Origin of the sequence: Ruminococcus flavefaciens MA2007 (assembly GCF_000621845.1) — a bacterium.
Lineage (GTDB): Bacteria > Bacillota > Clostridia > Oscillospirales > Ruminococcaceae > Ruminococcus > Ruminococcus flavefaciens_E.
The window spans coordinates 79,655-92,383 of the sequence record NZ_KK211355.1 but is presented as its reverse complement, the minus strand read 5'-3'; the positions used below and the strand labels follow the sequence as shown (position 1 = coordinate 92,383).

Genomic DNA, 12,729 nt, shown 5'->3' with positions numbered 1-12,729 from the left:
CGTTTTAGTGCGCCGTTATATTGATTGTATGCAGGTAACGTCAAGGGCGCCGCATATAGAACGTCGAGGACGCCGTCCCCTACTTAGCTCTGATCACTCACGGGAGCCCGAGGGCGGGCTCCCCTACTTAGCTCTTAGTTCTTAGCTCTAATCACTCAATAGCTCCGACTTTGCACTGCTCCTGAGCGGAGAGCCTCCGCCCCCGTCTTAGGAGCTTTTATTCAAAGCCTTGAATGTGCTTACTGGATAGCTCCGACTTTACACTGCTCCTGACATATGCCGCAGCCTACGCAGAGAGTGTGGTCAACTACTGCCTTGCCGTCGCGCATTGAGATAGCAGGACATCCCAGCTTCATGCACATCTTGCAGCCTACACACTTGTCTGTATTTACCTTTACAGGCGGATTGTGCTTAACATACTTGAGAAGTGCGCAGGGACGTCTGGAAATAATTACCGAAGCCTCGTCAGCAGCAAGCTCCTCCTTGATAGCAGCCTCTGTCTCGGCAAGCTTGTAAGGATCGGTCACGCGGACACGCTTGATACCGATAGCCTTGCAGAGCTCCTCAAGATTAACAGCCGCAGCAGGATCGCCCTTGAGGTTCTTACCTGTAGTCGGGTTCTGCTGATGACCTGTCATACCTGTGATAGAGTTATCGAGAATGATAACTGTTGAATTTGAATTATTGTAAGCGATATTTACAAGACCTGTCATACCGCTGTGCATGAATGTGGAATCACCGATAACCGCAACGCTCTTGTGCTCTGACTCCGCTCCTCTTGCCTTGTTGAAGCCGTGGAGACCTGAAATAGAAGCACCCATACAAATTGTTGTGTCGATAGCGTTGAGAGGTGCGGCAGCTCCGAGAGTGTAGCAGCCGATATCACCCGATACTGTAACGCCCAGCTTCTTTAAGCAGTAGAACAGACCTCTGTGTGGACATCCTGCGCACATTACAGGGGGACGTACAGGGATATCATCTTCGAGAGCCACGAAGTCCTTCTTCTCGCCGAGAAGCTTCTCTGCGATAACAGACTGGGGAAGCTCGCCGATATAGCCGAATATCTCCTTGCCCTTTACGTTGTTCACGCCGATGTTGCGGCAGTGCTCCTCGATTATGCCGTCAAGCTCCTCGATAACGTATATCTGCTCATACTTCTTTGCGAAGTCCTGAATGAGCTTGACAGGGAGAGGATTTACCATACCAAGCTTCAGCACTGAAGCCTTGTCGCCGAGAGCCTCCTTGACGTACTGATAAGCAGCGCCGTTTGTGATAACGCCGAACTCAGCCTTGTCGGATATCTCAACTCTGTTGAGAGGAGTTGTCTCAGCATACTCGATGAGCTTCTTTGTGCGCTCTTCAACGAATACGTGTCTGCCCTTTGCGTAAGCAGGCATCATAACGAATTTATTAGGTGTCTTTTCGTAGTCCTTGAGAGGGAGGTCGTTTCTGTCCTCCATTTCAACTATGCTCTGTGAGTGAGCAACTCTTGTGGACATTCTTACTATGAACGGTGCGTCAAACTTCTCGGAAAGCTCGAAGGCAAGCTTGACGAACTCCTTACATTCTGTAGAATCGGAAGGCTCCAGCATTGGAACTTTAGAAGCGATAGCGTGGTGACGGCTGTCCTGCTCGTTCTGAGAGGAATGCATTCCCTGATCGTCGGCAACTGCGATGACCATACCTGCGTTTACGCCTGTATATCCTGCTGTATAGAGTGGATCGGCAGCAACGTTGAGACCAACGTGCTTCATTCCGCAGAAGCTTCTTGCGCCTGCGATAGAAGCTCCGAGAGCTGTCTCCATAGCGACCTTTTCGTTAGGAGCCCACTCTGCGTAGACCTCGTCGTACTTTGCAACTTCCTCAGTTATCTCAGTTGAGGGAGTACCGGGGTAGCTCGATACTACGCGGCAGCCCGCTTCATACAAGCCTCTTGCGAAGGCTTCGTTTCCCAGCATTAATTTCTTCATATTATGTATTTTCCTTTCATGTTAAAGATTATCATATCAATTATGTTGATTGAGAGTTTAGAGTTGAGAGTTGACAGTTAACGAAGTGAACGCATTAACTCTCAATTCTCAACTTTCGACTCTTAACTTTGCGCTTATGCGTAAAATCAATTCTCATTTTTTATTTCATCAAGGAGCCACCTTGCGACTCCGTCCTCGGAGTTAGTCCCGATAACGATATCGGCGGCAGCCTTAACTTCATCTCTGGCGTTGCCGACTGCGATTTTTATATCAGCCTGCTCAAACATAGGCAGGTCGTTTAAGTTGTCACCGAATGCCACTACCTCGTCAAAGCCGTATTCCTCGCGGAGAAAACGCAGTCCGTTGGACTTTGAGGCTTTATGTGAGAATATCTCCAGATACCACGAATCGTCGTAAACGTCAAGGTAAAAGGCGATATCCACGCCTGCTATCTTCTCTGCTTCAAGCTTTACGGGCAAAAGCTCGTCATAGGTCGCTCTTGTAGTGAAGTATACCGTGTATTCGTCGGCATAGTCCTCAAGGCGGCACTGTACAAAGGGCTTTTTGTACTCATGCTTTCTTACCTCAGCAAAGCTCTGCATTACTCTGCTTGTGAGCTGCGAATAGTAACAGGTAAGAGCGCCGTTGTCTATGCGGTACATGAAGCATTCAACGCCGTGGCGCCTATATATGTCAAGGAGCTTCGCAGACACCGCAGGCTCTATGAACTCGTTTTTGACATAGCGTTCATTTTTTATATCATAGATACTCACGCCGTTCATAAGTATACAGGGCACGTTTATATCCAGTGCCGATGTAATGGGAACTGCCGAATATATAGACCTTGCAGTAGCGAATGTGAAGTTCATACCCTTTCGGGCAAGAGCGTTCATTATTTCCGCTGTATGAGCAGTTATTTCGGGCTTTGGGCTCAGAAGAGTTCCATCAAGATCGCTGATATAGAGCCTTTTCAATTGGGCGGTCACCTCCGTGAGCCTTTACGTGGATATTCATAATAGTATTATAACATATTTAGCGAGAAAAGTGAAGATATATTTTTTGTCAGAAACAGATTTGTACATTCCGACGGATTTTGTCCCTTTGGAATGTTAATCCTGCATAAAGCAGCGTGACGCTGCACCCTTGCCACGCGAGCTGAGCCAGCTCGACCGCTTGCCACGTTGCCGCTCGCAAGCTCGCTCACATCTGTCAGAACCGTTAATCGTACATCGCTTACGGCACATTTTATAAACATGACACCGCAAGGCGTTTATGCAGTTTAAATTGTAGGGGAGGGCGCCCTCGCCCTCCCGCAAGCTAAATATTCACCCCAAATGACCGTAAATCCATGTAGGGGCGACGTCCCGTCGCCCGTTAAATAAAAATGCATATATACGCGGGCGGCGAAACGCCGCCCCTACTACTCACTACTTTCTACTCACTACTTACTAATCACTAAGCACTAATCACTAATTAAAAAAGCGCCCGTAAGAAGCAGCTTCTTACGGGCTTATGGGGTGGTGTTATATGGTTATTGGCAGGCTTGCCTTATTTGATTTCCAGTCTCTTTGCGACAGGAGCTTCGGGAGTTTTCTTCGGGAGCTCAATGGTCAGGATACCGTTCTTGTATTCCGCATTGATGCCCTCTGTATCAATATCGCCGATATTGAAGCTTCTCTTATACGAGCCGAAAGTGCGCTCGCGGCGGATATAATTGCCCTTGTCGTCCTTTTCGTCGTTGTTTGTGCTGTGCTCAGCCGTAATGGTGAGCTGTGTGCCGCTGAGGTCGAGCTTTATATCCTCTTTCTCAAAGCCGGGGAGCTCCGATTCGAGAACATACTTGTCGCCGTCGTCGCGGATATCGGTCTTGCAGCTGCTCATCGGCATACTGCCGCCGAAGAAATTCTTGTCAAAGTCATTGAATGCGTCCCACAGACCAAAGCCTGTGCCGCCGAAAGGTGTAAGTCCATACATAAATCATACCTCCAATTGATAATTTCATATTTATCCTATGCAGTTTTCATTATAATATACACTTTTCACGATAATATACACTTTTCACGCTTTCCATTGGTATCGCTTCCTTTCGTTTCATTGTCTATATGATACAGCGGTTATTTGAAAGGAATATCAAGGTTATGTGACAGTATAATGAAAATTAGCACTCTCGGCGTGAGAGTGCTAATCGTCTTTTTCCTTCTTTTTACCCCTGCCGCAGCCTGCATAGCAGCCTATTAGCAGAACTATGGCTGAAACAGCCGCCAATGCTTCTTCCATAATATAACCCCCTATTATTATATATGAAAAACCGGTTCAAAAAATAGTATCTACTATATAAGTCTCCTGAGAAGCCCGTTTTGTTGCATTTTTTTGAAAACTTTGTATGAATAAACAAAACAGCCCTCGGTTATTAGTGCATAACGTCTATGAAATCAGATATACGCCTGCTTTTTCAGTATCGCTGAGATGACTCTGCCGATTATGGCGAAGTAGTTCATATCAGCTACCGACCACTTCTTGAAGTGTCCGATGTAGCAGAATGATATCATTCCCTTTATCATGCCGTCCTCGGTGATGAGGTACTGCACCGCACCGCCGATATTCTGCGCTACAAGCTGTGCAAAGGCGTTGTCGTCGCGCCCCTCCAGCTCGTTTACGTTGTCGATAACAAAGAGCCCGTCCCCTGTGAATCGGTCTGTATAGCCATTTTCAAGGAGATAAGCCGCGTTTTTCAAAGCCGCATTTCCGCAGCTCAGCATAAGTCCCATATCGCTGCCCGAAAATACGCAGATATCATCAAGGTCAAACTGAACTCTCACCTGCTCCAGCAGTACTGAAATATCGGGTATCCTGCCCAGAACAAGGCTCTCCGCAAGTCCGCCCACGAAGCTGAGCTTCTCCGAGGACTCGCCCTTTCCGCTGAGAAAGGCTATCCTGTTGCCCATGTCCTTTTCAACAGGACCGTGCTTCACCACATCGTAGATGACGTAGCGGTTCTGTCCCTTTTCCTGTGCGATATACAGGGCTTTGTCAGCCTGCATGAACAGCTCGTCGTAGCTTCTGCTGTCTATTGGGTAGGTAGAAACTCCCATAGAGCAGGTCAGGCGGAATTTCTCGAACCTGTCCGTAAATGAAAACTCGATATTAGTGCGGATAGCGCGGAGAATGCTTCGCAGGTCCTCCTCGTCCCGTATCTCCTCCAAAACGATGAGGAAACCGCCGCCGCTTATTCTGCCTGCAATGCCGCGGGAGCCAATCTCGGTCTTGATTATACTCGCCACGGTGTAGATGACCTCGTCGCCGAAAAGATGTCCGTAGCCGTTGTTTATATCGGTAAAGTCGTCGATATCAAGTATAACAAGGTGTACGCTGTGGTGGGGCTCTTCCGCCAGTATCTCCTGCGCAAAGGCAGTTATGGCACGTTTATTGAGAAGTCCCGACAGTGAATCCTTGTTGGCTTCAAGGGCGAGATTGACCTCCTTGCCCCTGCCGCGGGAGCTTACCACGGAGATTATCCCCGTCACCTTGCGGTTTTCGGGATCGTCGTAACGTGTAAGACCTCGGAAAAGGCAGACCTCCTTGGTCTTGCCCTCGGTGAGCACAGAGGTCTCCAGCTCATGGTCGAAGCGGTAGGCTCCGCTGCTGATATCCCTGCAAAGGGAGTTGAATGTCTCGATGTAGCGCGTCAGGACATAGCCTGAATCTATGGCATTCTTGTGCCACTGCTCCAGCTCCTCGTCCACAAGGACTATCTCGCGGAAGCAGTCAAACATACAAATGCGTATCTTCTTGGTCTCGAAGCTGTACTCGAATGCAAGGTCGGATATGAGACTAAGCACATAGCGGTACTCCGAGAGCTTTCGCTGACGGCTGTAGGCAAGGGACTCCAGCGAGAAAACATCACTGAAATTCATGCTGTACAGGGGCTCTCTGCCCTCGGACAGGATAAGCCGAACAGTCACCAGTATCCAGCGGTAATCGCCGCTGACGCCCTTCATGCGGATAACGGTCCTGCGGATATTTCCCACGGAGGCGTTCTCCATACATTCAAGTATCCGAGGATAGTCCTCGTCGCTGATAGTTCGCCTTATTGAATAGGTAACATCGTTGCCGAAAAACGCGAAAAAGGCTTCGTTGCCGCTCTGGGTATGGAAGCTCCTGTCCACCACGGCTCTGCCTACGCTGTAGAGCTTTTCGCTGAGAAAATCGCCGTTCATATTGCCGTCACCCTCTCTCTGACAGTATTATATGGCTGTTTACAGGATAATATCCTCGAATTTGCCGCGTATAGCCTTTACAAGCTCCTGCGGCGAAAGATGTATCTGTGTGCCTATGCGTCCGCCGCTGATAAAGAACATAGGGAGCTCCGCCGCGCTTTCGTGCACCACGGTCATGAACTGCTTCTTCATGCCGATAGGAGTACATCCGCCGCGGACATATCCTGTTATCTTGGTGATGTCCTTGACGTGGATAAGCTCCACGGACTTCTCCCCTACGCTTTTAGCAGCCTTTTTCATGTCAAGCTCCAGCGCAACGGGAATAAGAAAGCAGTAATAGCTGCCGCTTTTGCCCTGCGCAACGAGAGTCTTGAAAGTCTCGTCAAGGGGCTGTCCAAGCTTTTCGGCGGTGTGTATGCCGTCGATGAACTCGTCGCATTCGTAGGTCTGCACCGTGTATTCTATTTTGCTCTTATCAAGAAAACGCATTGCGTTGGTTTTTAATTCTTTGCCCATTTTTATTTATCTCCTACTGCTGTTTTACAGAATTCTCGTTCACTATCCTGTGAGCGTTCTCTCTGTCCTCAAAAGAGGCTACAAACGGGAATTTAGCCTTTTTCTCGTATATGTAGAGTTTGTCTGACAAAGAATCGGGAGTATCGGAACTGTCCCATGAAAAACGACAGTCCGCAAACTTAAATCTGCCCAGAAAATAAATAAGTCCGCTCGGGGTGAGATACACGTTCTTCTCTGTGAACAAAGCAATGATATGTATCACCGTACTCAAACCGAGAGACAATACGGTTGTCCAAATAAGTACAGCGGAAATAATATCCATTTTATATTTTAAAATGTTCCAACCGATAAAACCTGTAAAAAGCGCTTCAGTAACAACGGCAACTATATAATTTATCATCTTGTAAACTGCATTTACGCCCTTAATAACAGGCTCACCGCTTTTTCTTGCCCTGCTCAGCAGCAGCCTGCCCTTTATGACCTGAAAGACAAGCTTAACTGTGTGACCCAAAACCAGAAGCACCAAAAAGACAGCCAGAGCGATCATGGGACCATTTTTCATATCTGCCACCTCATCTTTTATTAAAATACAGAACACCATAGTCAGCCAATACTTTTTCAGCCCTTAGCCTTTAGCCGTTAGCAAAAGAGCTTGTTTATAACATACAGCATTATATAGGGGAGGGCGCCCTCGCCCTCCCGTAATCTGCGCTAAAAATATATTCAAGGCTTTGTAGGGGCGGCGTTTCGCCGCCCGTGTATATATTTGCTATTTGACGGGCAACGAGACGTCGCCCCTACACAGATTTACGGTCATTTGTGCCTGTTTTAAAATTTGCGGACGCCCAAAGGGCGCCCCTACAGACTAATTGCTAGCGGGAACCCGATGACGGGCTCCCCTACTAAGCACTAATCACTATTCACTGATAACTTTTTACTGAATACGCAGCCGCAGTAGTTCTGACGATACAAATTATACTGCCTTGACAGCTCTATGGAGTGCTTGTAGCCCTCGTGCTTCTTGAAATCAGAGAAAAGGTAGGCAACTCCCACCTCGTCCTGCAATCTGCCGCCGAACTCGTTTATAAATGCGCAGTCCTTATGGGGACTGATAGTCAGCGTAGTCGTAAAGAAGTTGCAGCCCAGCTCCTTAGCCTTTTCCCCTGCTTTCCGCAGACGGTAGCCTATGCACTTTTTACAGCGCTCTCCGCGCTCGGGCAGGTCTTCAAGCCCCTTTGCCAGCTCATAAAATGGCGCAGAGTCGTAGTCCTCCTCGATAATGGGGATATCAAGCCCCATTTCACGAACAAGCCTTTTCAGCTCATTGAGACGGAATACGTACTCCTCCTCGGGAGCTATATTGGGGTTGCAGAAATACAGCGTGATACGGAAATACTTATACAGCACCGTCAGGGTATGGCTGCTGCACGGCGCACAGCAGGCATGAAGCAGCAGCGACGGTCTTTCGCCGCTCTTTTCCAGCTCCGCTATCTTCTTATCCAGAAGCAGTCCGTAATTTATCTTCTGCTCGGGCATTATTTATCCTCAAGGTTTTTCAGCGCCTTCAGCTCTTCCTTGTTTACTCTTATCTCAGCGTCCTTGAGAAGCTTTACCTCGCTTCTGTCGAGAGTTACAGGCACCTCGGACTTGTCGGTCTTTACGCGGAGCTTGCCTGTGATGAGGTTAACGTCCTCAACACGTCCCTTGTCGCCGTCGGGAGTAACTACTGTAGCGCCTATCTTCGGGGTTATCTTCAGCAGAGCCTCGTATGCGTTCTGCTCGTTTTTGAGACAGCACATAAGTCTGCCGCAGGTTCCCGATATCTTGGTAGGATTCAGGGAAAGTCCCTGCTCCTTTGCCATTTTTATTGAAACGGGCTGGAAATCGCCCATGTAGCTCTTACAGCAGAACTCCCTGCCGCAGATACCCAATCCGCCCAGTATCTTAGCCTCGTCGCGGACGCCTATCTGGCGCAGCTCTATCCTTGTTCTGAACACAGCCGCAAGGTCCTTTACCAGCTCGCGGAAGTCCACGCGGTTCTCGGCTGTGAAGTAAAAGAGCAGCTTGTTATTGTCAAAGGTGCACTCAACGTCAACCAGCTTCATGCTGAGCTTGCGGAAGGCTATCTTTTCCTCGCATATCCTGAAAGCGTCCTTTTCGCGCTGCTTGTTCTTCTCAACGGTCTTGAGGTCATTCTCGTCAGCAAGCCTGATTATTGGCTTGAGAGGTGAATTTATCTCCTCGTCGTTTATCTGACGGTTTGCGATGACTACCTCGCCGCACTCAACTCCGCGGACGGTCTCGACTATGGCGCGGTCGCCCACCTTAGCCTTTATATCTCCCGGTGAAAAGTAGTATATTTTTCCTACGCTCTTGAAGCGTACTCCGACTATTTCCTTCATAGAAACTCCTATCTAAAGCCGTTTATCCGACTATTTCCATTATCTCCGCACCCAGCGCCGTAAGCGCCAGCGGTATGCCAACATTGCTCTCAACTGCGCTCCACGCCTTTTCGATACGGGAGTGCATACGTGCGGACTGATAAGCCGTCAGCGAGCGTGAAAGCGCTCTTGCTCCCTCGCGGAAGCAGCCTATGGTCCGTGCAGTTTCGTCCTTGCCGAGAACTGCCGCGTCGCGTATGAGCTTGTCAAGCATTGAAAGCACCTCTCTCACGTCGTCCCTCTCTCGTCCCAGAGAGAACAGACCTACGCTGAGAGCGTACTCGTCTTTCCTTATTATACTATCGGCAAGGGATTTTGTCAAATCCACCTGCCTGCGGAGAGCTTCGTCGTTGATATAGCTCTCGCACATACCGATGTTCCCGTGGAAGCAGCTCACTGCCGCCTGTATGTCCTGGGGAGCATAGCCGCTGTCCGCCAGTGAAGCCTCCGCCTCTTCCTCGGTGCAGGGAGCTGTGGAGAAGCACACACATCGGGATATGATAGTGGGCAGGAACTCCGACTTTGAGCCGCAGGTGAATATGAAATAGGCATACTCGGGAGGCTCCTCTATGAGCTTCAGCAGGGCGTTCTGAGTCTGCTCCTGTACATGGCTGCAATCTGCGAAGATATACACCTTGCAGCCGCTGCTGTTGTTGGGCTTTACATAGGCGTCCGCGATGATGTCACGGGCAGTCTTTACGCTGTAGTTGCCCAGCTTTCCCGACCTTTCGGGATATACCACGTCGGGGTGGATATCCTTTTCCACGTTCACGCAGGCGTTGCAGCGTCCGCAGGGCTTGCCGTTTTCGGGAGTCTCGCACATCAGCGCCTGTGTGTAGTATTTTGCGATAAGCTTCTTTCCGCTGCCCTTTTCGCCCCAAATCATCAGCGAATGAGCAGTCCTGCCGCTGGCTCTCATGCCTGCAAGGGCGTCAAGAAGCTGTTTGTTTCCGTATATTTTCTTCATGCCGCTCACTTCTCAAAGGGCAGGCGGCTCTTGCCGCGCACCATGAACGGAACTGCCTTTTTGTGGCAGCAGATATGGTTGACAACTTCCTCGCCGCCGTACTCGCCGTCTCTTGTCCATGAGAATGGCTTGTCGGAGAGGTTGGTGATAGTCACGTTATTTGTGCGGAAGAAAACGATGTTTTTATCAGTCATATCGTTTTTCAGCAGGGCTACAGCGGTCTTGCCAAGCTCTGCGGCGTTTTTGGGCTTTCTGATGAGAGTTACCTCGAAGATACCGTCGTCAAGGAGGAAGTTCTTCATATTTATCATGCCTGCCACAGAAGCGGTATTCGTCACCATGCCGTATACGAAGTCGCCCTCGATAGTCCTGCCGTCGTACTCTATGCGCATGGGCTTTGCCTTGATACTGCCCAGATGAGCAGCTCCCCCTGCGATATAAGCGGCGTGACCGAAAACGTTCTTGACCTTCTGGGAGGTCTCGTAGGTGATGTTGGTAAAAGCTCCGAAAGCCGCAACATAGGAGAAATAGCCGTCATTGAAGCCGCCTACGTCGCAGAGCACGGGCTTGCCGTGGGTGATGACCTTTGCAGCCTTTATCTGGTCGGCAGGTATGCCGAGACTCTTGGAAAAATCATTGGTAGAGCCCGCAGGCACATAGCCTATGGGTATGCGCTTTTCGCAGCCCATTACTCCCTGTAGGCACTGACTGAGAGTACCGTCGCCCCCTGCTACAACAAGGAGGTCATAGCCCTTTTCACAGGCGTATACAGCCTGCTCAACAGCGTCGCCGCCGCTCTGAGTGGTGTGGACAGTCACCTCATAGCCTGCCTTAACGAACTCGTCTACTATTTTGCCCAGCTTTTTATTGATAACAGCCTTGCCTGCGACGAGGTTGACTATAAAATACATCTTTTTCATTGTTTTTCTCCCTATACAATCAGCGGACAGGGGTTAGCTGTCCGCTGTGATTTATGCTGTCTTTAAAAATTCCTCAAAGCTCTTGACGTCCTTCGATGTAACTGCGGTGTATGCGTAGTATGAAAGGATATACGAAGCGTCAACAGCGTTTATCTTCTTGTCCTTGTTTACGTCTGCCGCCTTTTTCTGAGCGTCGCTGAATTTTGATGTCTGATTTGTTGAAGTCCTTGCGTAGTCCTCAAGAACATATGAAGCGTCAACTGCGTTTATGTTCTTGTTGTCGTCTACATCGCCCAGAGCGATAGTCTTTACGGGCTGTGTAGTTGTTGTAACAGGCGCAGTTGTGGCCGTAGTAGTAGTTGTTGTTGTTGTTTTCTTTGTGGTGGTAGTCGTTGTTGAAGTTGTGGTCGTAGTTGTCGGCTTCTTTGTTGTTGTAGTTGTAGTAGTTGTGGTGGTAGTAGTTGGCTTTGCTGTAGTAGTTGTGGTCGTTGTAGTAGTTGTTGTTGAGGTCGTTGTAGTAGTCAGAGTCGGATCAGCGCCTGCAACCTTGTTATAGGCGGCAAGTGCGATAGCAGGATACTTGTCCTTGTCGCTGAAGCTGTTGAATGTCTTGCGGAGAAGTCCGTTATCGCCGTGGAGCTTGTTTATCTGCGCCAGTATAGCTGTTGCAATCGCAACGTGTCCCTTCTGATTGGGGTGAACGTCTGCTGACGAAAGACCGCCTGTCTGGATATCAACGAAATAATTTGCGTGTCCGGGATTGCTTGCGGTAAGTGTTTCATTTGTAGATGTGAAGAGAGCCTTTACATCTACAACCTCGATACCGTCTATGGTACGGAGCTGCTGGTCATAGCCTGCCATAACGTCTTCAAGTCTCGGTCTTACAGAAGAATTGATGATAGTATTCTGTGATGAGCCCTTGCCGTATGTCTTATCAATATATGCCTGCTCCAGCTCAACAGGCTGGTAGATATTCTGCACCAGTATCCTTGCGTCAGGAGATATGGTCTTGAGCTTTGCCACAGCAGTCTTTACATTCGGGATAGTTACCTTTTCAAAATATCCGTCGTGTCCGTTCTCGCTGCTGCACAGGTCTGTAGCAACGCTGCTTATCCTGCTGTTTACTTCAAGAGCCTGAGAAAAGCCCTTTGAAGCATATTCTGCAAGGCTTCCCTCGCCCTTGAACTTGACTACCTTTATCAGGTCAGATACAGAGGGCTCGGCAGGGAGATTGTCCTTTGTGTAGCCGTCGTTGAGGAAGTTCTTATCTGCGGCATAATCTATGAGCTTTCTTGAAGCAAACTGCATTATATCGTTTCCGCCGATAGAGATAACGATGTACTCGGCGTTTGCAACGTTCTTTTTCTGCTCGTCAGAGAGCTTGTCTATGACTTTGAGAAGGTCAGAGGTGTTATCTCCCGAAACTGCGTAGTTGCTCACCTTGCAGCCAAGGTAATCGCCGCATATCTCGCCGTAGTTATGCTCGACATTGCCATTTCTTGTAACGCCGACAGATATGCTGTCACCGAAAACGACCATACCGCCCTTTTCTGCAGCTGCCGCCTTTTCATTGAAAGCTCCGCCTGAAACAGAGGTAAGAGCTGTAAGTCCTATAGCTGCGGAAAGCAGCATTGAAAGAAATTTCTTCATGTAATTATCCTCCTTTTTATTGCTGTGACAGCCGAGAGCATTTTTCCT

11 protein-coding genes are annotated in these 12,729 nt (G+C 49.0%); all 11 read right to left on the bottom strand.

Annotated features, from left to right (window positions below):
• Positions 1-239: 239 nt before the first annotated feature.
• The gene (gene iorA, locus T497_RS0113440; RefSeq protein WP_028516059.1) at positions 240-1,970 is read right to left on the bottom strand and encodes an indolepyruvate ferredoxin oxidoreductase subunit alpha; all 1,731 of its coding nucleotides are present in this window, start codon (positions 1,968-1,970) and stop codon (positions 240-242) included.
• 146 nt (positions 1,971-2,116) lie between these two features.
• Entirely contained in the window at positions 2,117-2,944 is an 828-nt protein-coding gene (locus T497_RS0113435; protein WP_037325215.1) for an HAD family hydrolase, read from the bottom strand.
• Between the two features lie 574 nt (positions 2,945-3,518).
• Positions 3,519-3,944: an Hsp20/alpha crystallin family protein gene (locus T497_RS0113430; RefSeq protein ID WP_028516057.1), complete on the bottom strand. Its 426-nt coding sequence runs from the start codon at positions 3,942-3,944 to the stop codon at positions 3,519-3,521.
• Positions 3,945-4,402: 458 nt separating this feature from the next.
• A complete protein-coding gene (locus T497_RS0113420; protein WP_028516056.1) occupies positions 4,403-6,187 on the bottom strand; it encodes a GGDEF domain-containing protein in 1,785 nt (594 codons plus the stop codon).
• Positions 6,188-6,226: 39 nt separating this feature from the next.
• Complete coding sequence (gene ybaK / locus T497_RS0113415) at positions 6,227-6,703, bottom strand: Cys-tRNA(Pro) deacylase (protein ID WP_028516055.1); 477 nt, start codon at positions 6,701-6,703, stop codon at positions 6,227-6,229.
• A 13-nt stretch (positions 6,704-6,716) separates the two neighbouring features.
• A complete protein-coding gene (locus T497_RS0113410) occupies positions 6,717-7,265 on the bottom strand; it encodes a hypothetical protein (protein ID WP_028516054.1) in 549 nt (182 codons plus the stop codon).
• A 347-nt stretch (positions 7,266-7,612) separates the two neighbouring features.
• Positions 7,613-8,239: an epoxyqueuosine reductase QueH gene (locus T497_RS0113405; protein ID WP_028516053.1), complete on the bottom strand. Its 627-nt coding sequence runs from the start codon at positions 8,237-8,239 to the stop codon at positions 7,613-7,615.
• A complete protein-coding gene (locus T497_RS0113400; RefSeq protein ID WP_028516052.1) occupies positions 8,239-9,105 on the bottom strand; it encodes a PSP1 domain-containing protein in 867 nt (288 codons plus the stop codon). The genes T497_RS0113405 and T497_RS0113400 overlap by 1 nt, the downstream gene beginning before the upstream one ends.
• 22 nt (positions 9,106-9,127) lie before the next feature.
• Positions 9,128-10,111 (bottom strand): ATP-binding protein, encoded by a 984-nt coding sequence (locus T497_RS0113395; RefSeq protein ID WP_028516051.1) that lies wholly within the window; start codon positions 10,109-10,111, stop codon positions 9,128-9,130.
• Positions 10,112-10,116: 5 nt separating this feature from the next.
• On the bottom strand, positions 10,117-11,031 hold the full coding sequence (locus T497_RS0113390; RefSeq protein WP_028516050.1) for a diacylglycerol/lipid kinase family protein: 915 nt from the start codon (positions 11,029-11,031) through the stop codon (positions 10,117-10,119).
• 51 nt (positions 11,032-11,082) lie between these two features.
• Complete coding sequence (locus tag T497_RS18875) at positions 11,083-12,681, bottom strand: GDSL-type esterase/lipase family protein (RefSeq protein WP_051530683.1); 1,599 nt, start codon at positions 12,679-12,681, stop codon at positions 11,083-11,085.
• Positions 12,682-12,729: the final 48 nt, after the last annotated feature.

What these genes read in the sequence shown, in the direction of transcription:
- T497_RS0113390 (WP_028516050.1), bottom strand. Translation starts at nt 11,031, where the DNA reads ATGAAAAAGATGTATTTTATAGTCAACCTCGTCGCAGGCAAGGCTGTT.
- iorA (WP_028516059.1), bottom strand. Translation starts at nt 1,970, where the DNA reads ATGAAGAAATTAATGCTGGGAAACGAAGCCTTCGCAAGAGGCTTGTAT.
- T497_RS0113430 (WP_028516057.1), bottom strand. Translation starts at nt 3,944, where the DNA reads ATGTATGGACTTACACCTTTCGGCGGCACAGGCTTTGGTCTGTGGGAC.
- T497_RS18875 (WP_051530683.1), bottom strand. Translation starts at nt 12,681, where the DNA reads ATGAAGAAATTTCTTTCAATGCTGCTTTCCGCAGCTATAGGACTTACA.
- T497_RS0113395 (WP_028516051.1), bottom strand. Translation starts at nt 10,111, where the DNA reads ATGAAGAAAATATACGGAAACAAACAGCTTCTTGACGCCCTTGCAGGC.
- T497_RS0113410 (WP_028516054.1), bottom strand. Translation starts at nt 7,265, where the DNA reads ATGAAAAATGGTCCCATGATCGCTCTGGCTGTCTTTTTGGTGCTTCTG.
- T497_RS0113400 (WP_028516052.1), bottom strand. Translation starts at nt 9,105, where the DNA reads ATGAAGGAAATAGTCGGAGTACGCTTCAAGAGCGTAGGAAAAATATAC.
- ybaK (WP_028516055.1), bottom strand. Translation starts at nt 6,703, where the DNA reads ATGGGCAAAGAATTAAAAACCAACGCAATGCGTTTTCTTGATAAGAGC.
- T497_RS0113405 (WP_028516053.1), bottom strand. Translation starts at nt 8,239, where the DNA reads ATGCCCGAGCAGAAGATAAATTACGGACTGCTTCTGGATAAGAAGATA.
- T497_RS0113420 (WP_028516056.1), bottom strand. Translation starts at nt 6,187, where the DNA reads ATGAACGGCGATTTTCTCAGCGAAAAGCTCTACAGCGTAGGCAGAGCC.